The sequence below is a fragment of the Microcystis sp. M083S1 genome (assembly GCF_020246405.1).
GTDB classification, from domain to species: Bacteria; Cyanobacteriota; Cyanobacteriia; order Cyanobacteriales; family Microcystaceae; genus Microcystis; species Microcystis aeruginosa_C.
This window is the reverse complement of record NZ_JADBTB010000052.1, coordinates 19,415-45,580: the sequence shown is the minus strand read 5'-3', so window position 1 is coordinate 45,580 and position 26,166 is coordinate 19,415. Positions and strand designations below refer to the sequence as shown.

Genomic DNA, 26,166 nt, shown 5'->3' with positions numbered 1-26,166 from the left:
TTCAATGGGATGGCGAATTTCATTTCACGAGTCTTCAGGCTTTTGACGTGATAGTACACCCAAAGTTGCCCCAAAAATCCCCCTTTAAAATGTTCTTTAAATCCCTAAAAGGCTTGCTGTGTCTAAAACTGAGAATTGCTGTTTAAAAAGAACGGAATTCGGTATCGGTCGCAGTTCCTAGAAAAGCCCTCTGGGTAGCTTGAGTATTTATACTTATTGCCATCCAAGTATGCTTCTCCTAACATAAAGTTGATCGGTAATCGTGCCGAACTAATTAGCGAAAACTTAGGGATTAAAACTCTTAGAATGATGTTTTTATTGTATTCAGGAAGTTGAAAAAATGAAGACCAAATCGATCATAAGCTTACTATCTCTTAGCATTATAGGAATGTCAATCTATGGGGGTCAAGCTAATAGTAGTGATTACCGGGCTTTGACCCCGGAAGAAAAATCACGGTTGACCGATGCTTTGCTAAAACAGGGCTGTAGAAATCCTAAAGCGATGAAATTTGATGTTGAGACTAACCAGTTTGAAGCAGAAGCTGTGTGTGAGGGAGGAAGAAAGTATGATATTTACCTTGATAGAAACTTTAGGATTGTTTCAATGAAACCAGACTAAAAGAGCAAATCCCTGAGAAGCTTTTACCGGTCGCCGCGAAGATTACCAATGAGGTATAATAAAGCCATTCTGACAGCGACACCACTGGTAACTTGTTGGGAAATCAGACTAAAATCGGGATCATCCATTAAATCGGAACTAATTTCCACTCCCCGATTCACAGGACCCGGATGAAGTACCTTCACCCCCGGTTGACAGGATTGCAAACGAGGACGAGTAATGCCAAAACTTTGATGATATTCGCGTAAACTGGGCAAAAGATTGGCAGTCATGCGTTCTTTTTGCAGTCGCAGGGTCATCACAAAATCGGCCTTTTCTAAAGCTGGTTCTAAATCCCAGTGGAGAAATAGGCGATCGCACAATTCCCCAAAATATTTCGGCAGCAGGGTAGGGGGTGCGGACAAATGTACTTCCGCCCCAGCCGTGGTTAAACTCCAGATATTGGAACGAGCGACACGAGAATGGAGTATATCCCCGACAATAGCGATTTTTTTACCCTCTAACAGTTCTAAACGGGGATTTTCCTGATCTAACAGACAACAGATCGTAAACAGGTCTAAAAGTCCCTGGGAGGGGTGTTCGTGTTGACCGTCCCCAGCATTAAGAATACTGACCCCCGACTGTAAACGATCCATTTCTGCGGCAATTAAATCGGGAACCCCCGACTGTTGATGTCGGATGACAAAGATATCCGTACCCATGGCCACATAGGTTAAAGCGGTATCGAGAATCGTTTCCCCCTTAGTCAAACTGGAACTACCCGGGGCAAAATTGAGAACATCGGCCGAAAGACGTTTCGCCGCTAGTTCAAAACTACTACGGGTGCGGGTGGAAGGTTCAAAAAAAAGATTCGTCACCACTTGTCCCTGTAGGGCCGGCACTTTCTTGGTGCGTCGGGAAAGAACTTCACGAAAACTAGAGGCCGTTTGTAGCAGGGTTTGGTATTCTTCCGGTTGCCAGTCTTGCAATCCCAAAATGTGATGTCGGATCCAAGTGAAAGCCATAGGAGTTGAGGAGGCGGTAAAAACGGCAAATTTCGTCTATGCTATTGTAGGATTTCTTTGCATCAAGTTAATAAATAGGGTTTATGAGAATTAATTTTTCCTTGTGTCAGGTCACTCTCGCGATCGCTTTATTTCTCAATCCCTTGCCGGCGATCGTTGCCCAGACTGCCACCTCTGGGGAAATGGTATCACCGACCACGGGCATTAATTACACTCGCCTGCAAAATTTCCTCGCTCAACAAAATTGGCGACAAGCTAACGATGAAACCCGTAATTTAATCCTGAAAGCAACCGGACGGGAATTACAGGGCTGGTTTACCATGGAAGACCTGCAAAAATTGGCCTGTTGGGATCTGCAAAAGATGGATCAACTCTGGAAAGAAGCTTCCGGGGGTCGTTTTAGTTTCAGTACCCAATTTCGCATTTTTATCGAGACGGGTAATCGACCGGGGCGCTTAGTGGCGATCGAAAATTTTCAAACTTTTGGCGATCGCATCGGTTGGCGTAAAGGTGGTGATTGGATTATTTTTAAAGAAAATCTTAACTATACCCTCAATGCTCCCGTCGGTCATCTGCCGGCGCCCCGGGACGAATATCAGATCGCCGGTGGTCGCCTAGAATACACCACCCTCGCCCAAAGATTAGTTACCTGTAATATTGTTAGCTTAGGGCAAAGCAAACAGTGATCACGCGATCAATTCTGTAGAATAAAATTTAAGGAAAAGCTTCTCTCCTCATCTTCCTCTTCCTTTTCCGATTTCCTAGCACTTTTTCCGCTAAAAACCCGTAAATTTAACAATGATTAAACGATCCGTTAACGTATCGAGAGCGATCGGTTCGTCGATCGCCGTTTCCCTAATTGTCGCTGGTTGCGCCCCCCAAACCCCCCAGGCCACTGGACCGGCGGCTGTTCCCGTCAAACTGCAAACCCTCGGCACCGACAAATTAGTGCAAAGTAGCGAATTTGTGGGTACTTTGATCGCCCAAGAGCGTGTTAGCGTCTCCCCTCAGATTACCGGTCGAATTCGGTCTATTTTCGTTAAATCTGGCGATCAGGTAACTCAGGGACAAAAAATCGCCGAATTGGATCCCGAACAACAACAGCAACAGGTAAACGCCAGTATCGGCCAGGTAAATTCGGCCAAAGCGAACCTCAATGCTTCTGAGGCGGATTTAAGGCAAAGACAAGCACAAGCGAGGGCAAATAAAGCCCAAATTGCCCAGAATCGGGCAAATGTGGCCAATGCCGAAGCCAATGTTAAAAGTCAGATCGCCACCTTGAGCGCCGCCGAAGCCGATTTACAGAGAGCGAGAGCTAATTTAGATTTAGCGGAAAAAAACCTAACAAGAGCCGAATTTCTGGTTAAACAAGGCGCACAGCCCCAACAGGACTTAGATGATCGCCGCCGCGACATTCAGGCCGCCAGGGCGGAAGTAGAGGCCCGGTCTAAAAATCGTGATGCGGCCCGTCAACAGGTGACGGCGGCTAGAGCTACCCTACAGGCAAACAAAGAAGCATTAAATATCGCCATTCAAAACGAATTAGCCTCACGGCAACAGGTGGCGGCGGCAGCGGCAACAGTGAACAGTCGTCAAGCGGCGGTAGCCAGCGCCGAGGGGCAATTAGGGGCGACGCGTCAGAATTTAGTTTTTAACACCATTACCGCCCCGATTGATGGTTTTGTCGGCGATTTTAATCAAAGAAAAGTCGGCGATATTATCTCCCTGGGTGAAGAATTAACCTCGTTGACTAATAATAAAACTTTGGAACTAAATGTGCAGATTCCCGTGGAATTACAACCGCGTCTGCGCGTCGGGTTGCCTGTGGAAATTATTAATCCCGATGGCAGCGCGGGGGTTCGCGGTCAAGTAACTTTTATTTCTCCCACCGTTTCCCAAGCTACCCAATCGGTTTTAGTCAAATTTGCCTTTACTAATGATGGCAGTCTTCGCAATAACCAATATGTGCGGGCGCGGTTAATTTGGGATCAAAAACCGGGGGTATTAGTTCCCACCACGGCAGTGACTAGCATCGGGGCGCAAAATTTTGTTTTTGTGGCCGAAAAAGAAAAGGCTAAAGAAGGTCAAGAAAATGCCAAGGAGCGTTTAGTGGTTAGACAAAAACCAATTCAAGTCGGCACAATTCAAGGGCAAGCTTATCAGGTTATTTCTGGAGTAAATGCCGGGGAAAGAATTGCTATTAATAATATTCTTTCTCTCCGAGATGGTACAGCTATAACTGTTAGTCAGCAGTAATTTTTATGAGTAATTCGATTACCGTTCGTCCCCTGTCAGCGCAACTAATTACAGCCGAGAGTTTCCGTCCCTACGGTCAATTAATAACCCCTAGCCATGACGGGAAACTGTTTGATGAAAGCGATGCACAACTGCATTTAAAAAACGGTGTGCCACGTTTTTATATTATGCGTTTACAGACTCGCGGACGTAAATTTAAGCGAATTACTCGTCATAGTCAATGTACCCAATGTCTTGGTTCTTTGGGGGGACAAGAGTGGTTTTTAGGAGTGGTCCCCCCTAGTCCTTATCCTCAACCGGATTTAGAAAAATTAAAGGTTTTTCGCATCCCCGGGGACTGTTTTATTAAATTAGAGGTGGGAACTTGGCACGCTGGCCCACTTTTTGATCAACCAGTGATCGATTTTTATAATCTTGAATTGAGCGATACTAATATTATCGATCATTTTACCTATAATTTTGCCCAAGAGCAGTCAATAGAATTCGAGATTGTTGATTGAAAAAATTAATTTTTTTACCTAGGTTGTGCTGAATATCGGCGAAAGCTGACAGGGGGAAAATGTGAGTTTGATAAAGTTAAAAAAGGGCAGAAGGTAGAGCAGGTAAGCTTTTTGCCTCTAAATCCAGAGAAGGCTTAATAGGATGATAAGTGTAAGCAATGATACCCCCTAAAAGGTTAACTAGAAAATTCCAGATACTACTTTGAATTGGCACTATTTGTCGATGCCAAGTCAATGACCGATCTTACTTTTTCCGCTAAGTCTGAAAACGATGACATATAGTCATTTCAGATAAGTATGATACAGTCTAGACCGACAAAATCCTTAGGAACTCTGGGATTGATATTCTCAATCTTAATTGAAATGACTATAATAAGGGTTTCAAGCTCCCCACAATTTTCAATAAGCTAGTCTTAATGACAATAAGCGACGAGAGAAGAGGACTTCGAGATAGGGGGAAATCAAAGGATCGCTCAACTAAAAAGATAACGGGAAAAGTCAGAATGACTGATAAGTTATTCCTATCGGAATTTTTAACACTTCTGCATAAATCACAGGTCTTCTAACGAAAATATAATATACACCTCCAAAACCAAAATGACGTTCGGCAAGCTCAGTCGAGCCGCAGAACTTATTGAGACAGCTAAGGCGAAACCGCAAAAAACCGCTAATCTTTGGATTATTTGGCGCAGCAGGATGTCTGGTGACAGAGATCTCACTGAGTGAAGTTTACAGCGTTTCTCGTAAAGGTGAAGTATAGATTAAACCTTGCCGAAGTAAGGATTTCAGTCGCAAAAACCTACCTCATCTATCGGATAAACTTTGTATCTCAATACCACAGTTTTGATGACTCCAAGACAATAATTAATCATTTCGAGGACTGACATTATGATCATGCAGAATAACCACTCACAACAAATTCCGGATAATTCTCAAAAAATTCAATCCACTATTCAACAGTTTCAGGAGTACTTCACTATTTATGAGAGTGTTTTTCCTTATCTACCTATTAAAGACACGGAGAAATCCTCAATTGAAAAACGAAAAGACTGGATTAGTAAGTTGAAACAAACAGAATTTCATGTCGCTTTTCTCGGTTCTTATTCGGCGGGAAAATCAACAATAATTAATGGAATTTTAGGACGAGAAATTCTCCCTGAAGCCAATAAATCAACCACTGCATTTCCCACTATTGTTAAAAAAGGAGAAAAAGATCAAGCGTTTATTTACTTTATGGATGACAAAGCGCAAAGGATACTTTACGATAGTTTTATAACTGAAATTGCTCACAAAATTGGTCAAAATCTGTCAAGGGAATCTCATGAACCTCTGGGAAGACACTTTCAAAGCATTGAGGAAGCCATTAAACAATATGAAACAGAAACTGGAAGTTCTATCGATCAACAAGCTTTAGGCAAAAGTAGATTGCTTGTAAGAAATTTGACAAATCCAAATTCCAATTATCAAGGAAGAAAAGAAATTCAACTATCAGAACTTGGCAACTATGTAGAAGGCTATGAAGGAGCAATTTATGTTGATAAAATTGAAGTGTTTGTAGAAAATTTGAATATTGCGGACGGCATTGTATTGGTTGATTTACCAGGACTAGGGGTGGACAATAAACGCCATAAAGAATTTACTCAAGACTACATCAAAGAAAAAGCAAAAGCTTTTGTCGTTTGTATCAACCCTTTCAAAGTTCTTCAAGGGGAAGAAATAGAATTTTTAGCTGAAATCAATAAGAAGAATCCAACGATTATTCAAAGGGCATTTTGGGTGATTAATCAATGGGATATACCGAATAAGACTCAAAAAAAAGAAGCTATTAATAGCTTTAATCAACGGGTTGGCGACTATAATTTTATCATTAAGAAAGAGCGAAATTTTCAGACTTCTGCCCTTAACTATTTATTGTTAAAGACAATTGCTCAAGGAACAATTGACCAAAGTAAAAAATTACCAGGACATCTTGAAACTTTGATAAAAACAATTGGCTTAGAAAACGAGCCTTCTAAGGATCAAGCTAAAGACTTGCTCCTTAATCATCCGGATATTGTTCCCTTTTCTCAATTCCTTGAATCTCTATATAAATATTTGAATAAAGAGGCAAAAGATGAGTTTATTGCAGATGCGAGAAAAGAACTTTTGGAGATTATCTGTAAATTAGAGCGATTGTTGAAAGAACCCTATCATCAATATGGTCAAATCTCCAATCCTCAAGAGAGGGAAAAATGGGATGCTGTTATTTCACAATCTCAGTTGTTTATAGATCAGTTGAAGAAAAAAGTTGAAGAATTTGCCAAACAAATTCGCACGCACGAAGATGGTCAATTTTGGCAGGAGTCTGATACGAATGAAATAATCCAAGAATTGCATCAAAAAATAGTACAAATAGATGAAAAAGAACTTAAAAATTATCTGTACACAGGAGAAGATATCAATAAGGAACAGATGTATAAATTTCCCGATTTTATGAAGAAAAAAATAGAACTGAATTCATTGATGAAAAAAAGATTAATGTCGGTAGTCTATATTGCTTTTACCGAGCGATTAAGTACACTTCTCAGTGATTTACAAACCATCAACCTAAGTTATTTACCCGAAGAAGTGTCTAAAAAACTAGAAGATAGCCTTTGTGAACGGGATATTTTAATGAGATTAAGTGGTCTGTCTGACGCTTTATTTTCTCAGTATGGAGACAAGCTTCATGAGATTGGAGAGAATCTCAAAGACTGTAGTGGTCAGACATTTTCTGAGCGTTTAGATCAAGCCCTAAAAATGTATAAAGATAAACTGGAAGAATACATTAGAGAAACTATCAAAGAGTTGAACCCAAATATTTGCTATAGCCTGAAAAATCATGCAGAATATTTGGAAGAAAAGTTACTGGAACTATTTAAAGATTGCCAAGGTAAAATATCCAGTCAAATTGCCCAAACTACCGAACTTGATGAGGCTATTGCTTCTGAAGTTACTAAGCAAACTACGATTACCAATAGTTACGAAAAACTGATTACTTTAAAAAGCTCAATTACTGGGTAGTTTAGGAACACAAATACCTGTAGAGGTTGAACAATTTACTCGCTAATTGACTGTTTATTCAGCAATGCCTTTTTTTGTGTACTTTTGTGACAGCTTTGGCATAAATCACAGGTCTTCTGGCGAATAGATAATGTAGTCCCCCGAAATTAAAATGCAGAACTTATTCGGCCAGATCAGGCGAAATCTCAGAAAACTCCTAATTTTTGGATTATGTGGTGCGGGAGGATGTCTGGTAGCGGCGATCGCGCTAGGAGAGGTTTTTCTCACGGTGACTGAACGTCCGCCAATTGTCGAACAGAATCCTCAATCTGTCGTAATGTTGATTGATACCTCCGGCAGCATGAACGATGACAATAAATTACAAGAGGCGAAAAATGCCGCAAAAGCCTTTATCGAGCGACAGGATCGGTCGGTTAATCGCTTTGCGGTGGTTGGTTTCGGCAGTCAGGTTCAAATTGGCACAGGACTAACCTCCGATTTAGCCACCCTCAATCAAGCCATTGACAATTTATCTGATGGTGGGGGGACAAGAATGGATTTAGGACTGGCAACGGCGATTGAGCAACTAGAGTCTAGCAGCTCCGATCGTCATATCTTGCTGTTTACAGATGGACAACCCGCCCCGGCTCCTTCTCCAGAACAAATTGATATTATGATTGTTCTCGACGTTACTAGCAGTATGAATGAGGAGATCGCCGGAGTACAACAAGGCATCCAAAACTTTGCCCAAGAACTCAAAAAACGGAAACTTGATGCTCAAATAGGCCTAATCGCTTTTGGCGATCGCTTATTTGGCGAAGAGCCGCAAATTCTCAATTTTGATGGTTCTGTATTTACCCCTGATAGCGATCGCTTTAGTGAGCAAGTCGGCAGCATTCAACAGGTTAACGGCAATGATCCGCCAGAAAGTAGCTTAGATGCTCTGGCATTAGCTGCCCGTCAGCCTTTCCGTTCCCATGCAACCAAAGTCATACTGCTGATTACTGATGCTCCTCCTTTAATACCCGATCGAGAAATTCCTTCTTTAGAAGCAACCACTAATGTTTTAAAGGAAAATCAAATTGCTCAACTGCACTTAGTCATTCAACCTGATGATCGCGCTACTTTTGAACAACTGCAACTCTCCGCACCTGGAGAAACCTTCTTACTCGGTGAAACCGCCGCAGGACGACAAGGATTTGAAAGTGTACTCCCCACCATCGGTAAAGCCATCGCTGAAACAACCCTGAAAGAAGAAGATCGCCAACCGATTGTAGAGGCGACCCTAAACATCGGTCAAACTGCTCTGAGCCAAAAAATCAATATTATTGCCGTCGGAACAGGAGATGCCGATCAAAACTTTCTGACTCAACTGACGGGAGAAGATAAAAAAGTCTTCTATGCTAATTCCGGAGAATTTGACCAAGCCTTTCAATCTGCGGCAAAACTCATCTATGATTCGCAGCTGATCGGAGAACAAAAGCAAAATCAAGGAATTTTATACACTTTACTGAGCCAATCTCTTCCTAAAAATCAACTGCAAACCCCTCAATTTAGATTTATCTATGATGCCTTGCGGACGGGTGGCTGGACGGCTATCCTGTCTGTGGGTGCTTCTTTAGCGTTAATTGTCGGGCAGAACCTCTATCAACGTCGTCGCCGCCTTCTTTCCCTGGGCGAGACAAGCATCGGTACAGTGGGGGGAATCGTTGCTGGATTGGTTGCCGGTAGCTCAGGACTCCTTGTCTCTCGTTTTCTCATTCAAAGCATTCCCACCCTTGCCCCAGGGGGGCCACTTCTGGGTTGGACGATTTTAGGGACAATGCTTGGCGGCGGCATGGCTCGTTTTGTCCCCAATCTGAAAATCGGCAGGGCGGTATTGGGCGGGTTTCTCGGTGGCGCGATGGGAGGAATGGGTTTTGTTTTGCAAGCTGGAGCGAGTAATGAGATCGCCGGACGTTTAGCGGGTTCAGCGATTTTGGGTTTTTGTATTGGCATGATGATCGCTCTTTTGGAACTGCTGACTCGACAAGCTAAACTGATCGTGCATTGGAGTCCTACGGAACAACGAGAATTTTTACTAGGCTCTCGCCCGATCATTTTGGGCAGTTCCTCGGAAGCCAATATTTACTTACCCAAAAAACAGGGTTATGCCCCGATCACGGCTCAGGTTTTTCAAAAAGGGGAAAACATTATCATGCAGTATAACTCGTCCTATGGACAGGCCAAGGGGATGAAAAAACTAGAGCATCAATTAAAGGATGGTGATCGCCGGAAATTTGGACAGATTACGCTGGAGGTAAAAACATCGCCCGAACCGTCCAATCGAATAATATCAACTCATTAATCTTATTTTGGTTGCCCAAATGGTAGTCTATAAATTCTTTCTTAACCTGAAAAATTCGCCAGAAAGATATGATTATCCTCTAGATATAACCGCCGATCAGGAAAATAATCCTGAAACTATCTTCACCAAGGAAATTCGCCAAGCAATCCGAAAACATTTTCAAGCAAGAAGCTCATGCTCTATCAACGATCACCGTCTCAATCAAATTATCGCCGCTTGGGTCGAAGATATCCGAGAAGGCTATCGAGAAACTGTCCTGACCCTAGATTTACCCCTACTGAGCGAGTCGAACCTTGAAAACATCCAAGACGAAGGAAATCAAGAGTTACCCCCTCTTTTTACCCCCGATTTAGGGGCTATAGAACCCATGGAGGGAATGTTTCCCCCTTTAGAAGACATTTTCAACACTTAACCTATTCTCTGAAGGAAATTTTAATGCTTAACGTATCTATTACCCCCCATCGAGAATTTTTACCGGCCGATACTCCAGATCAGCGACTGTTTATTATGCTGAAGTTGCGACCAACCCAAGAAGTTGCTCAAACCCGTCCTTCTACTACCTTTGTCTTTCTAATTGACACCAGTGGCTCGATGTACGAAATTGTGGCTGGCGATTTTCAACCCACTGGCGAAATCTATAGACAAGATGGGAAGGAATACACGAGAGTGGTGGGCGGCATTGCCAAAATCGACATGGTTATTGAGTCGCTTCGCACCCTGATTAATTCAGGACGCTTCACCCCGGAAGATCGGATTGCTCTGATCCAATTTGACGATCAAGCCTCTACTCTGATTGGCTTAACACCAGTTACCCAAACCCGTCAACTGGAAGATGCGATCGCAAAACTGCGAAATTTTAGCGGTGGAACTTGTATGGGGAGAGGCATTAATCAAGCCCTTGCTCTCCTAGCTAATCAAAGCATGACTAGCCGCCATACCATGATTTTTACCGATGGCGACACCTTTGATGAAGATGATTGCCAAAACTTAGCCCAACAATTTGCCAGTCAAGGGATTTCGATTACGGCCCTGGGTGTGGGCGAGTTTAACGAAAACTTGCTCACAGACATAAGCGGCAAGACGGGAGGGCATTGCCGTCACATTGTTCCAGGAACGGCTAGTGGTAACGATGTTTCTATTACCGATCTTCCTAACCTTCTACTGGCAGACTATCAGCAAGCCCAGCAAGAAGTAATTAACAATCTTGTCCTGAGCTTAAAAACTGTTCAGGGAGTCAAACTGCTGCGCCTTACCCGTGTTTATCCCGATTTGGCAGAATTTTCCTTAAATCAAGCTCCCTATCCCATTGGTGCCGCCAAAGCAAAGGATGAAACCATATTTATCTTAGAATTTGCTATCGATAGTCGTCCTAGTTCAAAAATTCGTCTGGCTCAACTGGGCTTGACTTATGACATTCCTGGCTTAAACCGACGGGGGGAATTACTACCGCAGAACGTTGTTGTCCAGTTTGTGCCTGGACAGGGGGGGACAGCGCAGGTCGATCAAGAAGTTATGGGATACGTTCAACAACGCAATATTTCCCAATTAGTTGACGACGCAACCCGCATGGCAGAGAGTAACCCCCAACAAGCTGAAAAACTCCTGGAAACTGCCCGTCGTATCACAGTTCAAATTGGCAATGATGCTATGCTCGAATCTCTCAATGAAGGGATTGAAGAATTGCGAAAAACTCGTCAGATTTCCTCTGGAACCCGCAAAACCGTGAAAATGGGATCGAGAGGAAAAACTGTCAAGATGGGCGATGACCTCAACGACGATCTCTCGGAAGAAACTATTCGGAAACTAACCGGTACTTGAGCAGACTTCTGGCACCGAGTCAGGCAACAGTAAGATTAATTTCAATCTAATTAATTCCTCTTATATCCCTCAAAAAGGAGAAAAACCAATGGCTATTGTTTGCAAAGTTTGTGGCTACGATCAAAACCCCCAGGGAGCAGAATACTGTGATGCTTGTGGTGCAGAATTGACCCCATCGACACCACCTACACCTCCCACACCTGTCATCCCCGATCCCATCCCAGAACCCACACCCATGCCAATTCCCCAACCGATTGCCGAGACGATAACACTCACACCAGAACCGCTGCCCCAACCGATTACTCCGGCAATAACAACAACGGCCCGACTGATTGCCAAGCACCCTAACGCCCCGGTTGCTGAATTTTTCATTGATGGTTTTACCTTGATTGGCATCTTTGACTCGGACACCGGACCTGTGGATGTGGACTTAGAAAAATTCCCCGATAACGAAACCGTTTCCCGCAACCATGCGGAAATTTATCCCGATGGAGGAACTTGGAAAATTAAAGACCTCGGTTCTCTGAATGGGGTTTTTATTAAACCCATCGGTCAAACTCGCTTTAACGCCAGAATAACTGCTCCGACCCCTCTCAGTTCTGGTGATGAGATTGCGATCGCTAAAATTCGCTTTCTTTTCCAAACTCCTTAACATTTCTTGGGGTGGTTAGCCCCACCCCGATTGTGTTCGACTAAAGTTTTAATGGCTGCCTCTCATGACTTCACCATCGACAGAAAACTTCTCCCCCCTGCTTATTCAAGAAAAAGAATCTTTTTCTATGGCAGATTATCAGATAGAAATTATCGCCTATCTAGGGTTATTAACCGCAGATGTTTATTACTTCAAAGTCAAGTTTCAACCCATTGCCGATCTCGATGGGGAAAAGGGCGAAACATCTTCTCAATTGGGACTTTTGCGTGTCGGCTCTCTTAATAGTAGTCTCGATCGGGAACTGCAACTGAGAAAAATTCTTCAAAACTACAGCTTAATCGCTCCACTTATCGCTGATATTCAAGTAGATTCAGCTATTATTAATCCCCTATCAATCAAGGAAAAATCCCAGGAGGTAGATGAAAAACAAAATGAAGATATTGCCACTGAACAAATAGTCTCGGAAGATTCTGAATTTGTCAATATTACTTCAACAAAAGATGATGATTCTGGAGAAAATCAGTCCGCAGAAACAGACTATTTAGAAGAAGAATACTACCCAGAAACAGCAGTCGAAAACGAGACGAAACCAGAAAAACTTCTTCTGTTAACGCGATTTCCTCAAGAAAACTTGACTTTAGAAGCTTGGCTAAAAGAAGAACATTCTCAAGAAGAAGCACTAACGTTAGTGATTCAAATTTGTCAGTTATTTTCTTATATAGCTAAACAAAACTGGTATTTAATCAACCTGCTTCCCCAGTTTATAGAAATAGACAAACCCCTCAAAATCTTTGACTTAACCTGCGCTTACTCAATTGAAGAAAGCCTAACTTCTGGTGTTATCGGAGATTATTGCGCTCCTGAACTTGCGGCAAGTCGCTCGATCAATGAATCAATGAGCAGTTATACTATCGCCGCTTTATTGTATCAAACTACCCATAAAAAATTACCTCAATCTGACCAGATTATTAGTTTAGAAATTGCTCCGATTCCGCGTCTTTATCAACTGCTGAAAATTGCCTTGTCCTCTCTTCCAGAAGAACGCTTTCCCCTGGCTCAATTTCTCAGCTTATTAATCGAAACTCGCCATTCACTACGAAGTCTGAAAGTGCAGTGGAATATTGCCAGTTATTCAACCGTTGGACTTTCAACAGAACGCTTACAGAATGAAGATAACTACGGTGTAAGACAACAACACCTCAGTAATTCAGAAACCCTTATTTTAGGCGTTGTAGCTGACGGTATGGGAGGAATGGCCCAAGGAGAAGTAGCTAGTCAAATTGCTGTTAAAACTATATTACAAGACTCCCTTCCTCCAGAATTTAAAACAGGAGAACAGCGTAATAAATGGCTACTTAATTTATTTCAAAAAGCCAACATATCTATTGCTGATACTGTTCGTAATGGCGGAACAACTTTAAGTGCTGTATTAGCGATCAATGATAGCTTAATGATAGCCCATGTGGGAGATAGTCGAATTTATTTAATACGACAAGGAAAAATTAAACAACTAAGTGAAGATCATTCACTGGTAGCTATGTTAGTGGCTAACGGTGAAATAACAGAAGAGGAAAGTTTAACCCATCCAGATCGAAATGTCTTACTCAAATCTATCGGTTCAAAAAAACATTTAAGTGAAGGCTATGTGCAGAATTTAAGTCGCACCAATAGCAATTTATCAATGACTTTAGAAAATGAAGATATTTTACTTCTCTGTTCTGACGGGGTTTGGGATTTAGTACCGACTCAGGAACTGGCGGAAATTTTTAGTCAATTTAAATCTTTACAAATGGCAGTTGATCAAACCATTCAAAGAGTTATTAATCAAGGAGCAACCGATAATGCAACGCTTTTAGCTATGCAATGTTTTATGACTTCTGGCAACTAAACAATATTTAATCAATCAATGAGGTGTAAATATGTCTCAAAAAAACTTGAATGTTTCAGTGTTAAAATATTTTTATCCTCTGGGTAAAAAAGTTAGAAATTTGATCATTTCTCTATCTACAATCGCTGTTATTTTATTGCTAATAGATATGGTGATTCTTAATAAAGAGTGTGAAAAAAGTGGCAAGGATAACAGTTGGGCTTGTGTGATATCCCCTATATGTGTTGAATTTTATGCTTCTATTTTTGTTTTAGCATTTACTTTATCATCTATTGAATTAGCCTTTCGCAACGAGATGCTGGAAGAGATACAAACAATATTTCAGTCGAGCGAAGCTACTAAATATCTAAAAGCAGTTCATCCTAAAGTAGCTATTCATAGAGAAATGGTTAGAAGTAATTTAAGACAACTTGATGCCCATGAGCAAATAAAAATGCTTTGCTTATCAGAAACCGTGAGAATTCTGAATGATGATGAGATTGGCAAAAAAGTAATTGTCGAAAAATTACAAAATAATTGTCAATTTAAAATTCTCACTCTCCATCCAGACTCCCTACTTTTAGATTGTTTGAATAATGTTAAATTTAACAGAGATAGACAAAACCTAGTCAACAATCTCTCACCTTTATTAAAGGAGCTATCTAGAGAATTGCCAGGGAAAGTATTGCAAGGTTCTCTAGAAGTTCGTCTGCACAAAGATGTTTTCTCACCCTTTTGTTATTTTTCAAGCAAACAATTAGAACTGATCTGGATTTACTGTTTAAATTCGGCAGGTTTTGAATATCCTGCCTTTGAGATTTTACATATTGATATTATCAAAGAAATTTCGGAACACTTTGAGACTATTTGGTCAAAAAGTTCTAGTTCAATTCTTTTTAAATTTGAAAAAGGAGAGATTATCGTTGATAAAGTCGATCATTATTTACATGGTATACAACCAGAAGATGAACAAAAATCTCAAAATAGAGAAGCAAGAGAAAATGATGAGAGTAACTTCCCTAACCAACAATAATTATAAGTCTCAAAGACAATAAAAATATGTCTATCCTCTGTCCAAGCTGTCTAACTGATAATCCCGATGGAACACAACAATGTATTAGTTGTGGTTTTAATCTCACCCCTGTATCCCCTAACAAAACTACCACATCACTCCATCATCTCAGCATCGGAACTTTACTCAAACAGGGACAATATCAGATCGAACAAGTTTTGGGTGAAGGGGGATTTGGCATTACCTATAAAGGAATTTATCGAGCGAATAATGCTCCTGTGGCTATCAAAGAACTTTGGCCAGAAAAATCCGCTAGACAAGGGAATCAAGTTATTTGGCCTGCCTCTATTTCTCCTCAAATAAAACGACAACAAACCAGTAAATTTAAGCTAGAAGCCAGCCATCAACAAAAATGTCATCATGCCAATATCCCTAAAATTTATGATTGGTTTGACGAAAACGATACAGTTTATATTGTCATGGAATTTATTGCGGGAAAATCTCTTTTTAAAATCCTGACCCAAGAAAAAAAGCTAACTGAAGAGCGAGTTAAACGCTATTTTATGCAAATTGCTGATGCCTTAAAAACCGTCCACAATAATAATTTTTTACACCGGGATATTAAACCTGACAATATTTTAATTGATCCTCAAGATAAAGCGATTTTAATTGACTTTGGTGCGGCGAGAGAATTTATCGCCGGTCAAACAGGAGACATGACCAGAACCTTAACCCCGGGTTATGCTCCTTATGAACAATATAGTCAAAGGAGTAAACGTTTTCCTGCCACGGATTTTTATGCTTTTTGTGCTTCAATCTATGAACTTTTAACCGGACAATTACCAATTGAAGCACCGGATAGAGCTAGTGCATTATTGCAGCAACGTTCATCAGATCCTCTCATTCCACCCCGACAACTCAATCCAGATATTTCTAATTTAATGGAAACTGTTATCCTAACTGGAATGAGAATTAATGTTGAGGATCGTTTCCAAACTGCTGACGAACTGATTGATGCGCTCAAAGGTCAATTTGTTTCTCCTTTACAAAAAAAAGCAAGAGAGTTAGTTAAACAAGGAAAACTTGTCGAAGCAGTTCAAAGTTACGAGAAATGTTTAAGCAACGAACCCAATAATGGTGCAGCTGCTGTTGAACAAGCGTTATTGCAAATCCATCTTAATGATACTCAAGCTGAAATTGCTGCCCAAAAAGCAATTCAACTAAACCCTAATGATGGTAGAGGGTACGGAGTTTTAGGCTTGGTATATTGCCATCAAAATAACTGGGAATCCGCCGTACAACAACTACAAAAAGGGGCTAAACTTTCACCTCAAGCTCTTTGGATACAAGTGAATTTAGCCTGGTCATTCGGTAAAATTGGTCATTGGCAAGAAGCGGAATCCGCTATCAACACAGCCCTAAAACTTGATAGTAACAATCTCTTTGCTCTCGGAATTCAAGCTTGGATTACCTTCAATCAAAATCAATTTAAAGCCACTATTGGTGCTGCTAGTAAAGCAATTACTAAATCCAAACAAAACCCCTCCCAAAAGAATCAACAAATTCAATATTGGGTTTATCCCTACCTGCTTGCCGCTCTTGACAAAGCCACCACTAGCCAACAAAGCCAAGATTTAGACCGGCGCATTCAAGACTGTCTGACTCAAATTCAAGACCATCCCTTTGCTTGGGGTTTCAAAGGTTGGAAACAAGCTCAACAAGGGTTATGGAGTCAGGCTCTTCCTTGCTTTCAACAAGCTAGTCGTCACCCCAACGCAGCCCCCTGGGTGCTTATCAATACGGCTATTAGTCATGAGCATCTCAACAATCCCTCGGAAGCCCTTCAAATTTATCAAGCTTACCTACAGAACAATGGTGAGGAGCCTTTTATTGCCTATCGACTAGGAACATTACTCGCTCAATTGGGACAATGGAAACAAGCGAAAACTCATCTGGAGCAGGCGATTCAACTCAAACCTGACTACCCTGAAGCCTACCACAATTTAGGCTGGGTATTACTTAATCTAAAAACTGCCGATGGACAAATCCAATATGCCCGCGAACTCTTATCCTACTATCGTCAAGCCATTACTCTCTACAATCAACAAGATAAATCCCATCTATCCAGAATGCTCGCTCAAGCTTTAACAGAGGCTGACGTTTAAAGGCTAAGAAATGTAAAATTGACTTGCTTTGACGAAGTTAACCTGCTATAGTCGCAAAAAAACTGTTTTACAGTTTCCTCCCAAGAGCTATTTTTCTACTTCCCTAACCGCCACGACTTCGTTGATTGTTATTCGTAGCTCATTTTCAGGAAATTGGCCTACTTCTGTGCCTGATTTTCAGCTTAGTAAGCTGAAGGAGATTATCTATTATCCTGTTTATTTGGGATTTTTAGTTTTTCCTGACAGGATTTTGCCAAAAGCATTGACGTAGGGATTTCTAGGTTGTTGTTTTTTTATGTTAGTAGTTTTCGAGTTTAGCTAGTTAATTTGAACCATGATTAAATACGTTATTCTCAATTTAGAACCGAGCAATGATAAAATTCAATGTTCTCTACAAATAAAATATTTATCAACTAATCCATTGCGAGCGGTAATGTTTGATTGGAGTATTCAACTATTTTATAATTTTTTTCTTGGTCAAACCTGTAAAGATGATCTAGGCGATCATTCAGACCTTAATAATCAATATGAAGTGTGGAAAGAAATATACAATAGAGATGTTGAAAATTTGAGATCTAATACGGCACGAGATAGTTGGATAAAAGAACTAAATTCTGCTTTGGAAAATTTAGATAAAAAGTTAGATGAATGGTTAAGAGATATTTCTTTTCGAGCCAAAATTGAGAAAAACTTTGTCAGTAAACTTGAGAAATTTCTAACAGGTGATAATTGTAGCGTCGTCTTTGTTATACAAAGTGAAGATAAATTTATATCTCAACTATTTTGGCATAATTGGGAATTAATGAAAGACCCAAATTATCAAAAAATTCCCCTGGTATTTGCCATAAAAAATCAAAGAAAAATTTCTCAAGCAGCTTACGTTCAACTACCTAATAAGTCACTAGAAGTTTTGGTTATCTTCGGGAATACAAGGAATTTAGACCCCAAAAAAGATACAGCAGCATTGCAAAAGTTTACTTCAATATGCCCTGTTCTTGAACTTGATTTAAGATTGTACCCTTCTACAGAGACTACAGGGACTGATCTAACTCATTGGCTCGATCCAGAATCTCAACATAAATTTGATATTATTTACTTGCTTGGCCATGGATCAAATGATAATTCAGAACAAAAGATATGGATTAGTGATACAGAATTTCTGACGTTTAAACAATTCTGTTATCGTGTCAGCCAAATAAAAACTTTAAAACTTGTTATTTTAAACTATTGTAATTCTCTCCCCTTAGCAAAGGAGTTAATAAAATCTTCTGAAATTCCTCAAGTCATTGCCATGAGAGAGACTATATTCGATTCTTTTTCTCCAGAATTTTTGACTAACTTTTTGCTCAAATTAGTTCGTTGTAACTTTTTACCTTTAGCTGTCAAAGAAGCTCAAGAACATTTGGAAATAGAATATAGCAATGAATGGCGAAGTTCTGCTTCAGTCGTTGCTCTTTTACAAAATCTCAACAAAACTCCTTGGACATGGCCTAATAATAAAGAATCTCGCTTCAAAAAGACTATATTGATAGGTGGCTTAGGTTTTTTGTCTTGTTTATTGATAGGTCTAGGTTCTGTCCCGATAATTTCTACTTTGAGCAAGAATAGATTGATTAATCTTCCTGGACAGATTAATAAAATATTTCCTCCGTCAAAAGCTGAAGTAGAAAATGTATTACAAGAAAGTACAGTAACTATTAAGGTTTATGACCCCAAAACAAATAGATCTAGTTTTTTTGCGGGTATTATTTTTGCTTATGACAAGAAAGCAGACAAATCTCATTCTCAACAAGATACAACTTATTATATTCTAACCAACGCAAAATCATTAGAAAACAGAGAAAATCGTCAAATTGTTATATCAACTAATCAAGGACCAAAAGAGTTCAGAAACTACAGACCTATTACAGAGGTGAGTCAGCACTTAGCTATAATGACTTTTAACAGCAATAAAACATACAAAATCGCTCAACTGAGCAAAGCTAAGGCTGCATTAGAAGAAAAAGTTTATATGGCCGCTCGACAGTCTCCAGAAGACTCTCATTCAAATCTCAATTTAATTGATGGTAAAATTACCGATCTAAGTCCAATGCAACAAAATCAAACTTATAAATTTTTCTATAACAGCTTCGATGGTACAATTAAACCAAAAGCGGAAGGAAATTCTATCATCAATCAATATGGCTGCTTAATTGGAATTGATTTAGGTAGTTCTAATTTGCCTAATCAGAATTTGGGAATTGGTATTCCTGAAAATACTCTTTTAGAGGTAAAAAAGCTTAAAAATCTCCAGGACACATCGATAAATAACATAAAAGAATCAAAGTTTGCAGATTTATATACTGAGTCTTGTCAGTATGAATAATAAACCTATAAAGACTCTTTTTCCAGCTTACGATATTGAAGCTTGAACAGCGATAAAAACCACTGCGATACCGTTTCTTTATTAGGATTATATTGGTCGATTTTGTCAAATACTTGCTTCAAGGTTTGCTGCCATGCTATTCCAGAAATATCCAGGGAAGAACTATATATATTTTGATTTTGTACTTGATTAGATTCTTGAATTTTATTAGTTAATTTAGTTAAGCTTTTATATCTTTGCTGACTAATTTTTGGATAATTTTTAGCAGCCAAAGCTAAACTTTCTAGCTGTTTGTCTTCATATTCTGCCAGTTCTGTGTTGATTCTCGCTAACAAAGTCCGTAAAGAATTTTCCCTTGCTTTCAAGATTCTTGAATCGATTTCAGGATGTTGAATTGCATAGTCAGAAAATTCTACTATTGCTTTCTCAAACTCTTGAGCTTGAGCTTTTCTAAGTTCATATCCCTTTTCGTTCAAAACCATAGCTGTAAATCCACTAACTGTAACTCAACGCAAACAATACCTTTAGTAATTCCTCTTTCTACATCTATTGTATAATAACCATAAATCGTTTGACCATTTACGGCTCTCGTATCTGCGGTTAATAATTCTCCTCCATACTTTTTCTTTTGCTCTCGACATCCTTCTAAGGAATTATCCAGCAGGATACTATCAAGCTTTTCTGGATTTACTTTCTCACTTTCCCAAAAACCATCATAATCATTGGGTTTTCCCTTTTTAGTCACAAAACTACCATCAAGATAGACTTTTTGGCAACCTGCTTGTTGAAGATTTAGCAATACTCTTTTTAGTCCGACTAGAAGACGTTGTCTTCTTCGAGTGGTTCCAAATCTTTCTACAAGCTCTTCCCAGCTATCTAATTTATGTTCTCCCGGCGGCAAAAAGCCGCGCTGATTAAAAGGAGGAATTCCCATGTTTTTAATATTAGATAATTTGTGAGCAAGCTGGGCATTGCCCAAGAAAAATTAGGGTTGATTAGAACTAATTGAATGACTATCTTGATAAGATTGGTTTAAGGGATCTCTGTAAGTTAGGTAAAGTTTTAGAGGAATCGGTGGACTCTGAATCAACGCTAGATGATAGTCCTCAACAACCTGCATAGCTTTAGAAATAGATAAGGATTTATCGTAACGAAGATCGGCGCATTTTTGAAAAGTACTTTGAGCAGATAATTTCAGATCTGAATACTTTTTCCAAAGCAGTAATATATCCCCAGATAGAATAAAAGAAATAGCTGTTAATGCTGCCTTAACTGCCCACTTTACACCACTCATATCTTGATTTTCTTGGCTAATTGTAGCCGTAGAGGTTGCGAAGTCTGCAAAATAAATAATTCCTGATAAAATTAAAATTGAAATAACTAAAAATACCAGTAAATAATTGACCGCTTTTGCCGCTAAAAACTCAGTAAAGTAAGCAGATTCTGTTGTAATATCCATTAATCTTTGTGGACTATTAGATAGAGAAGATGAATAATAAGGAGAAGTAAAAGGAGCTTGTTGCAATTTAATTCCTGTTGTCCAAGCGCTAACCATAGCTAACTGATGGCTGGGAATATCTTCTCCTAAACTATCAGCATATAAAATCATTCTTCTACATTTATCAGCTTTTTGTGTCAAGTTATTAGCCCATTCTCGCAACCATGCTACTGCTATTGGAGTGATTAAGGCAAGAAAACCGGCAATAGCTAAAAGCCACAATTTATTGTTGACTGTCGCAATTAATGCTAAAACTTGAGCGCATAAAGATAACCACAAGCTGTACCACCATCTCACTTCAGCTTGATCGTAGAGATATAGTCATTTCAGATAAGTCTGATACAGTCTAAACCGACAAAAGCCTTATGAACTCTGGGATTGATATTCTCAATCTTAATTGAAATGACTATAATTGCGAATATCCGATAAATTTTTTTGGTTTGGCATAGCTTACTTTAGAAGAGATATAAGATCAAATTTTGAACATTTTATCTAAACTTTAATTAGAAATTTAGATAAATTATCCCGTTCAAATAGGGTTTAGTCAAAAGAAAATTGTTCTGTGTGAATTTCCTCTCCTCGCTTCACTTGTATTTGAAAACTCTCTCCCAATTGAAGGGTGTATTTTAAAGAGATGTAATGATCTCCTTTTGTCGGATTTGCCTTCAAAGTTTGGTCGGATAAAGATAATAGCTTCAAATTCAAATCAGATGGAATTTTTTTAGATGATTCAACCTCCACGAGAAGTTGAAACTTTCCCTCTTTTGTAGGGGTTATCCTAACCAATAGAATAAATGTCCGTCTTATCAGAGTAATGTATTTAGCTCTATAGAGAGGAGAGGTAATAGATTTATCGATTGTAGGTAGAGCAGGACTATCTCTACGAACAAGCTTTTTCTGTTTATCTTTTAAAATTTCTGCTGATTCATCCTCATTCCAATAATTCTTGGCAAAAATTCTTTCGAAAAATTGTTTGTTTTTAGCCAGAAGAAGTAAATCAACTAAATTGTCAATATCTGGTAATTGAGCTAATGGTAATTCATTAGTTTCTATCTGCTCGACAAATCCAAATAAAATAGCTTTCTTCGCTTCTTCATCAATTTCTACCACAACATAACCCACTCGATCTGACCATACCTCGGACGGGACATAACAGATATTTTCATTTGGCAAAACCGGACGACATTCTAATTTACCGAGAACATCGATCTTTAAATCAGCACTATCCATTAAAATTCGCCGATCATAATGCCCAATAATGCTTTCCTCTAAATTGGTTTCTACTTTCAAACACTGGCAGTAAAAGTTAACAGCAAGCACGGCTAAAGTATTTAGAAAAACCTGTTTACTTTTATCAGCATCTTTCTGCTCGCAACTAAACTTTTGAGCTAATTTAAAATCAGCACCGCTCAGGGGAACTGTAAAAGTTAAACGTTCAGCTAGTGGCATCATGGTTTTTGTCTCCTATTTCTAAAGATATTCTTGAAAAATTGGTTGTAATTTATCAACGCTGCGTTGATAAAAGCTGCTTAAAGTTGCTAGGGAGATTCCCCATTCTGTTGACATTTCCTTCCAAGATTGTCCATTAAATCGCCTTATACAGATTGCTTGAAAATTCGCCTCCGGATGCTTTTCTATGTGAGTCTGCCGAAAACAATCTCTAGGATCTTTTTGGATAAAATCCCATAATCTCTCCCAATCTTTTTGGGGGGAGAGAGATTCAGTTTGCTCGATTATATCAAGCAAGGAAGTATCTGGGGCATGGTTCCAGCTTGATTGCTCCGACTGGAGAGGAACATCCAAAGATTGCTCATAAATTCTGATTCGCTTGCCGTTATCTTGTCTATGTCGCAGTTTTAAATGTTCCCTGACAGCATCGATAAACCGCTTATCGAGCAAAAAACTTACCCATGCCAAGACATTACCTTTACTTGGGTCGTACAGGTCAATTTTTTCAAAAATCTCTAAAAAAGTCTGCTGTAGAGCTTCGTGAAAAATATCCTGATAGACAGACTTAGGAAAATTATAGATATTTTTACAGTACACTTTATTAGAGTTTTGAATCTCATTGGTTAGTTTTGTTAGCCATTTTTGTCTCTCCTTGCTGTTTGCAGGGGAGCTTTTAGCCAAAAGTGCCATTTCTTCAAGAAGCTTAAGTTTGCTGTCTGGGTTACTCATCAGAGAACTCTCCTTGCATTTTCTAGATCACTACCCCTTTTATCTACTCGTCAGGTTACTGGCATTTTATGCAAAAACCGATAATTAAAATTCTTTTTTGTGAGGAATTGTCGAGGGAATTGCGATCTCGCTCCCAGACTGCCTTCGGTATCGCAGCCAGAGTGGATGTGGCGCGGGGTACTATCGAGAATGTAAATTTATGTTAAGATAATCATAAATTTTGCATAAAAAGCAGCCATCCCTACGAGAAAGTAATGTAAAACCGAAACTAAACACGATCGCTGTTTGGTTGCTATCAATCAGGACTCATTGATCAGGAGGTGGAGTGCTTGGGAGTTATTTATATTGGCGATCGCGAAACAGGTAAAACTCACCTAGTCTTGGAATTAGCTAACCCCAAGGGAAATTATGTCAAAGTTACTTATCCCGATTATCAGTTTCTTAGAGGACTCTTTTTAGATCTAGAACTTGGCTCTCCAAAAGCAACTGGTAGTATCGCCCCCGAAGGAATTAATGAGCAGTACATAGAAGTTAATGTCACCCTTCCCACAGGGGAGAAAATGATTGCCTTGGATTGGTTGGACACCCCCGGTGAAATCTGGCGACAATACTGGCAAAAAAATCAACCTGATGAGTGGCAAAGATTTCTCGAAACGATCAGAAAAGCTGAAGGAATTATGTTGATTTTACCGCCCTATCGGGACATCATTAAACCGACCAGCCAAGTAAACCTAGCTGACTTTATCACCAGACAACAATGGTGTAATCGTTTTGACCGTTGGCTTGAATTTTTCCAGCAAGATTGTCCGAAAATTCGACATCTTCTCCTCTGTTTAAATAAAGCCGATTTACTCCCAATCGATCTCGAAGAAGAAGCCAGAAAACTCGCTTTTAATCCTGATTTCCAACCCATAACATGGCAAGAGAGAGATAACTATGTCTTTCAGCGTTATTTTCGACCGATTCACCCTCAAATCAATCAACTTAACCGTAGTATTCAAGGGTTAACAATTAGATGTTTCATTACGAGCATATATAATCGAAAATTATTAGAACTCCCTTGGATTTATTTGGGCAGTCATCTCGCAAAATAAAGTTAAAATAGGAGTAAAAATGACCAGTGGAAATATTGTTGTAATTGGACCGACAGCAGCAGGAAAAACCACCTATTTAGCGGCTTTATCCTACTTCAAAGAACACAAACAAGGCAAAAAACTATTTACTGTCAATCCTCAAAATCCCGCCACAAGAATACTTGCAGAAAAAGCTGAAAATATTCTCAAACAGGCGGCCGATCTAGATAGAACTGTCATCGGACAAGAGATTGAGTCAGTAGATGACTTACCGTTTTATTCCTTTGGTATCACAGCCAAACCCTATTGGTATAGTTCCACGGAGACTTTTCAATTAACCGCTAGAGATTATCCCGGAGAAGTCTTTGAGGCAATTGCCAGTCCCAGTGCAAGAAAGCCTATCCATGAAGATTTTATTAATGAATGTTTTACCGATGTCATCGGCTGTCTAATTATGCTAACAGGATGGGAACCCGGAACTGATAACTTTTATAACAGAATCATGAAACAATTCCTTAAATTAATGGATGAGCGGGGTCGTTCTCAGAATTTGAAGTTAGCAATAGTTATGAGTAAATGCGAAAGAGGAGAAATTTGGCCCGGTAGGCTTGACCCAGAAATTGATTTGTTCGCTGTCCATTTACGAGAAACTACTAAAACCTTGCGAGCAAAAGTTATTCCCCAGAATCTGCGTTTTTTTGCCCTTTCTACCTTTGGCGTTTTAGGCAGAGATAATCCCCGTCCTAACCGAGAAGATCGGATGAAAGGAGAAGAACCGGCTTCGGTGATTAGACAACCAAACTCATGGCAACCTTATAATCTAATTGAACCTCTCTATTGGCTCAGTAAAAAACCAAATCAAGGAGCCAAAAATGAAAGGGTTTGACTGGTTAAAACCAAAAGCTCCTGAATTAAAAGATGCCAATGCCGAAATACGGGTTATTGGCGATCGCAGTGCTGGTAAAACCGCCTATATGGCTTCCCTCGCCTATTGGCCCAATGCTAAGGCCGATAGTCCAGTTCAATCGGTGACTCCAGTGGGGAACCAAGAAGCCAGCGCACAACTGATGAACATGGCACAGAACATCTTGGAACAGGGACTAGAATTAGAACCAACTCCCCTAGAAGCCACCGTTGATGAAGTCAAAGATTATGGATTAAGTATTGTTCTCAAAGAACAATTTTCTTTGAAAAATCTGCAAAGAGGCCTATCTTCTAGCGCAATACGTCTCAATGTTAACTGTAAAGATTATTCCGGCGAGTTTCTTCGGGATCTCATTAACAAAACCGGCGATCCGCGCTTAGTTGACTATCTCGAAGACTGTGTGGTGGCTACAGGTCTTTTATTGTTAGTGGATGGAACCTCTCACCGCAAAGATAAAGACTATGCTATTGGACTAGAAAAGTTTTTAGCAGCCCTAGACAGGGTGGATATTAATCCCAAACAGCGCCGCGTTGCTTTTGCGGTTAGTAAGTGCGAACTGAGTCAACTGTGGGTGAGTCGTCATGAACCGAGAAAATTGACACAAAGACGCTTTCCTCTGATGCAAAATAAATTAGAAAACTGGGTAGATAGGGGAGGAGGTGAAGTGGACTATTTTGCCACTTCTGCCTTTGGTACGTTGGGAACAAATTATCCCGAACCCAACTCGATCGAAAAACAACGCGATCGCCAAGGAACAACTTCTATTATCCGCGATCCGAGACGGTGGCGACCCTTTGGTTTAGTTTCCCCGATTTACTGGCTTTGTACCGGTCAACATCACAAAGAATTAGATAAGGATTAAAACA

General features: G+C 39.8%; 23 protein-coding genes. 17 read left to right on the top strand and 6 right to left on the bottom strand.

Annotated elements, in window-relative coordinates; genetic code table 11:
- The first annotated feature begins 340 nt into the window (after positions 1-340).
- The gene (locus tag IM450_RS04655) at positions 341-619 is read left to right on the top strand and encodes a hypothetical protein (protein WP_287665745.1); all 279 of its coding nucleotides are present in this window, start codon (positions 341-343) and stop codon (positions 617-619) included.
- A 23-nt stretch (positions 620-642) separates the two neighbouring features.
- On the opposite strand, the gene IM450_RS04650 is transcribed toward IM450_RS04655, so the two are convergent.
- Complete coding sequence (locus tag IM450_RS04650) at positions 643-1,623, bottom strand: aspartate carbamoyltransferase catalytic subunit (protein WP_002801327.1); 981 nt, start codon at positions 1,621-1,623, stop codon at positions 643-645.
- An 83-nt stretch (positions 1,624-1,706) separates the two neighbouring features.
- On the opposite strand from IM450_RS04650, the gene IM450_RS04645 reads away from it, so the two are divergent.
- The 12 genes from IM450_RS04645 (at position 1,707) to IM450_RS04590 (ending at position 19,626) form a co-directional block, all read left to right on the top strand.
- Positions 1,707-2,309 (top strand): GUN4 domain-containing protein, encoded by a 603-nt coding sequence (locus IM450_RS04645; protein WP_002801328.1) that lies wholly within the window; start codon positions 1,707-1,709, stop codon positions 2,307-2,309.
- 112 nt (positions 2,310-2,421) lie between these two features.
- Positions 2,422-3,879 carry an efflux RND transporter periplasmic adaptor subunit gene (locus IM450_RS04640; RefSeq protein WP_287665739.1) on the top strand — a complete coding sequence of 486 codons (1,458 nt, stop codon included), beginning with the start codon at positions 2,422-2,424 and terminating at the stop codon, positions 3,877-3,879.
- A 5-nt stretch (positions 3,880-3,884) separates the two neighbouring features.
- Positions 3,885-4,379, top strand: a complete 495-nt coding sequence (locus tag IM450_RS04635) for an ureidoglycolate lyase (RefSeq protein ID WP_287665736.1) — start codon at positions 3,885-3,887, stop codon at positions 4,377-4,379.
- Positions 4,380-5,267: 888 nt separating this feature from the next.
- Complete coding sequence (locus tag IM450_RS04630) at positions 5,268-7,421, top strand: dynamin family protein (protein WP_287665734.1); 2,154 nt, start codon at positions 5,268-5,270, stop codon at positions 7,419-7,421.
- A gap of 151 nt (positions 7,422-7,572) precedes the next feature.
- Positions 7,573-9,747, top strand: a complete 2,175-nt coding sequence (locus tag IM450_RS04625; protein ID WP_287665732.1) for a VWA domain-containing protein — start codon at positions 7,573-7,575, stop codon at positions 9,745-9,747.
- Positions 9,748-9,766: 19 nt separating this feature from the next.
- Positions 9,767-10,159 carry a hypothetical protein gene (locus tag IM450_RS04620; protein ID WP_287665730.1) on the top strand — a complete coding sequence of 131 codons (393 nt, stop codon included), beginning with the start codon at positions 9,767-9,769 and terminating at the stop codon, positions 10,157-10,159.
- A gap of 23 nt (positions 10,160-10,182) precedes the next feature.
- Positions 10,183-11,565, top strand: a complete 1,383-nt coding sequence (locus tag IM450_RS04615) for a vWA domain-containing protein (RefSeq protein WP_271950186.1) — start codon at positions 10,183-10,185, stop codon at positions 11,563-11,565.
- Between the two features lie 88 nt (positions 11,566-11,653).
- Positions 11,654-12,217, top strand: coding sequence for an FHA domain-containing protein (locus tag IM450_RS04610; RefSeq protein ID WP_012266788.1), 564 nt, complete (start codon positions 11,654-11,656; stop codon positions 12,215-12,217).
- 64 nt (positions 12,218-12,281) lie between these two features.
- Positions 12,282-14,105: a protein phosphatase 2C domain-containing protein gene (locus IM450_RS04605; protein WP_287665725.1), complete on the top strand. Its 1,824-nt coding sequence runs from the start codon at positions 12,282-12,284 to the stop codon at positions 14,103-14,105.
- Positions 14,106-14,136: 31 nt separating this feature from the next.
- The gene (locus IM450_RS04600) at positions 14,137-15,117 is read left to right on the top strand and encodes a hypothetical protein (protein WP_149978947.1); all 981 of its coding nucleotides are present in this window, start codon (positions 14,137-14,139) and stop codon (positions 15,115-15,117) included.
- A gap of 26 nt (positions 15,118-15,143) precedes the next feature.
- A complete protein-coding gene (locus tag IM450_RS04595) occupies positions 15,144-17,261 on the top strand; it encodes a protein kinase domain-containing protein (protein WP_287665718.1) in 2,118 nt (705 codons plus the stop codon).
- Positions 17,262-17,595: 334 nt separating this feature from the next.
- Positions 17,596-19,626, top strand: a complete 2,031-nt coding sequence (locus tag IM450_RS04590; protein ID WP_287665715.1) for a trypsin-like peptidase domain-containing protein — start codon at positions 17,596-17,598, stop codon at positions 19,624-19,626.
- Between the two features lie 5 nt (positions 19,627-19,631).
- On the opposite strand, the gene IM450_RS04585 is transcribed toward IM450_RS04590, so the two are convergent.
- From IM450_RS04585 to IM450_RS04565, 5 genes are all read right to left on the bottom strand, one after another.
- On the bottom strand, positions 19,632-20,108 hold the full coding sequence (locus IM450_RS04585) for a hypothetical protein (RefSeq protein WP_012266783.1): 477 nt from the start codon (positions 20,106-20,108) through the stop codon (positions 19,632-19,634).
- Positions 20,099-20,560, bottom strand: a complete 462-nt coding sequence (locus tag IM450_RS04580; RefSeq protein ID WP_287665712.1) for a DUF6932 family protein — start codon at positions 20,558-20,560, stop codon at positions 20,099-20,101. Before IM450_RS04580 ends, IM450_RS04585 begins: the two co-directional genes overlap by 10 nt.
- 51 nt (positions 20,561-20,611) lie before the next feature.
- Positions 20,612-21,403, bottom strand: coding sequence for a hypothetical protein (locus tag IM450_RS04575; RefSeq protein WP_287665709.1), 792 nt, complete (start codon positions 21,401-21,403; stop codon positions 20,612-20,614).
- A 261-nt stretch (positions 21,404-21,664) separates the two neighbouring features.
- Complete coding sequence (locus IM450_RS04570; protein ID WP_287665706.1) at positions 21,665-22,576, bottom strand: DUF1822 family protein; 912 nt, start codon at positions 22,574-22,576, stop codon at positions 21,665-21,667.
- An 18-nt stretch (positions 22,577-22,594) separates the two neighbouring features.
- Positions 22,595-23,302, bottom strand: a complete 708-nt coding sequence (locus IM450_RS04565; protein WP_012266779.1) for a sigma factor — start codon at positions 23,300-23,302, stop codon at positions 22,595-22,597.
- 68 nt (positions 23,303-23,370) lie between these two features.
- Between IM450_RS04565 and IM450_RS04560 the strand changes: the two genes are divergently transcribed.
- The 4 genes from IM450_RS04560 (at position 23,371) to IM450_RS04545 (ending at position 26,162) form a co-directional block, all read left to right on the top strand.
- On the top strand, positions 23,371-23,508 hold the full coding sequence (locus IM450_RS04560; protein ID WP_287665703.1) for a hypothetical protein: 138 nt from the start codon (positions 23,371-23,373) through the stop codon (positions 23,506-23,508).
- Positions 23,509-23,622: 114 nt separating this feature from the next.
- Complete coding sequence (locus IM450_RS04555) at positions 23,623-24,396, top strand: hypothetical protein (RefSeq protein ID WP_287665700.1); 774 nt, start codon at positions 23,623-23,625, stop codon at positions 24,394-24,396.
- 19 nt (positions 24,397-24,415) lie between these two features.
- Positions 24,416-25,261, top strand: coding sequence for a hypothetical protein (locus IM450_RS04550; protein ID WP_287665698.1), 846 nt, complete (start codon positions 24,416-24,418; stop codon positions 25,259-25,261).
- Positions 25,248-26,162: a hypothetical protein gene (locus tag IM450_RS04545; protein WP_287665696.1), complete on the top strand. Its 915-nt coding sequence runs from the start codon at positions 25,248-25,250 to the stop codon at positions 26,160-26,162. The genes IM450_RS04550 and IM450_RS04545 overlap by 14 nt, the downstream gene beginning before the upstream one ends.
- Positions 26,163-26,166 lie beyond the last annotated feature (4 nt).

Coding starts and splice junctions, on each gene's coding strand:
- IM450_RS04595 (WP_287665718.1), top strand. CDS start 15,144: ATGTCTATCCTCTGTCCAAGCTGTCTAACTGATAATCCCGATGGAACA.
- IM450_RS04655 (WP_287665745.1), top strand. CDS start 341: ATGAAGACCAAATCGATCATAAGCTTACTATCTCTTAGCATTATAGGA.
- IM450_RS04585 (WP_012266783.1), bottom strand. CDS start 20,108: ATGGTTTTGAACGAAAAGGGATATGAACTTAGAAAAGCTCAAGCTCAA.
- IM450_RS04550 (WP_287665698.1), top strand. CDS start 24,416: ATGACCAGTGGAAATATTGTTGTAATTGGACCGACAGCAGCAGGAAAA.
- IM450_RS04625 (WP_287665732.1), top strand. CDS start 7,573: ATGCAGAACTTATTCGGCCAGATCAGGCGAAATCTCAGAAAACTCCTA.
- IM450_RS04570 (WP_287665706.1), bottom strand. CDS start 22,576: ATGATGCCACTAGCTGAACGTTTAACTTTTACAGTTCCCCTGAGCGGT.
- IM450_RS04610 (WP_012266788.1), top strand. CDS start 11,654: ATGGCTATTGTTTGCAAAGTTTGTGGCTACGATCAAAACCCCCAGGGA.
- IM450_RS04565 (WP_012266779.1), bottom strand. CDS start 23,302: ATGAGTAACCCAGACAGCAAACTTAAGCTTCTTGAAGAAATGGCACTT.
- IM450_RS04620 (WP_287665730.1), top strand. CDS start 9,767: ATGGTAGTCTATAAATTCTTTCTTAACCTGAAAAATTCGCCAGAAAGA.
- IM450_RS04560 (WP_287665703.1), top strand. CDS start 23,371: ATGCAAAAACCGATAATTAAAATTCTTTTTTGTGAGGAATTGTCGAGG.
- IM450_RS04635 (WP_287665736.1), top strand. CDS start 3,885: ATGAGTAATTCGATTACCGTTCGTCCCCTGTCAGCGCAACTAATTACA.
- IM450_RS04615 (WP_271950186.1), top strand. CDS start 10,183: ATGCTTAACGTATCTATTACCCCCCATCGAGAATTTTTACCGGCCGAT.
- IM450_RS04600 (WP_149978947.1), top strand. CDS start 14,137: ATGTCTCAAAAAAACTTGAATGTTTCAGTGTTAAAATATTTTTATCCT.
- IM450_RS04645 (WP_002801328.1), top strand. CDS start 1,707: ATGAGAATTAATTTTTCCTTGTGTCAGGTCACTCTCGCGATCGCTTTA.
- IM450_RS04580 (WP_287665712.1), bottom strand. CDS start 20,560: ATGGGAATTCCTCCTTTTAATCAGCGCGGCTTTTTGCCGCCGGGAGAA.
- IM450_RS04605 (WP_287665725.1), top strand. CDS start 12,282: ATGACTTCACCATCGACAGAAAACTTCTCCCCCCTGCTTATTCAAGAA.
- IM450_RS04640 (WP_287665739.1), top strand. CDS start 2,422: ATGATTAAACGATCCGTTAACGTATCGAGAGCGATCGGTTCGTCGATC.
- IM450_RS04630 (WP_287665734.1), top strand. CDS start 5,268: ATGATCATGCAGAATAACCACTCACAACAAATTCCGGATAATTCTCAA.
- IM450_RS04545 (WP_287665696.1), top strand. CDS start 25,248: ATGAAAGGGTTTGACTGGTTAAAACCAAAAGCTCCTGAATTAAAAGAT.
- IM450_RS04590 (WP_287665715.1), top strand. CDS start 17,596: ATGATTAAATACGTTATTCTCAATTTAGAACCGAGCAATGATAAAATT.
- IM450_RS04650 (WP_002801327.1), bottom strand. CDS start 1,623: ATGGCTTTCACTTGGATCCGACATCACATTTTGGGATTGCAAGACTGG.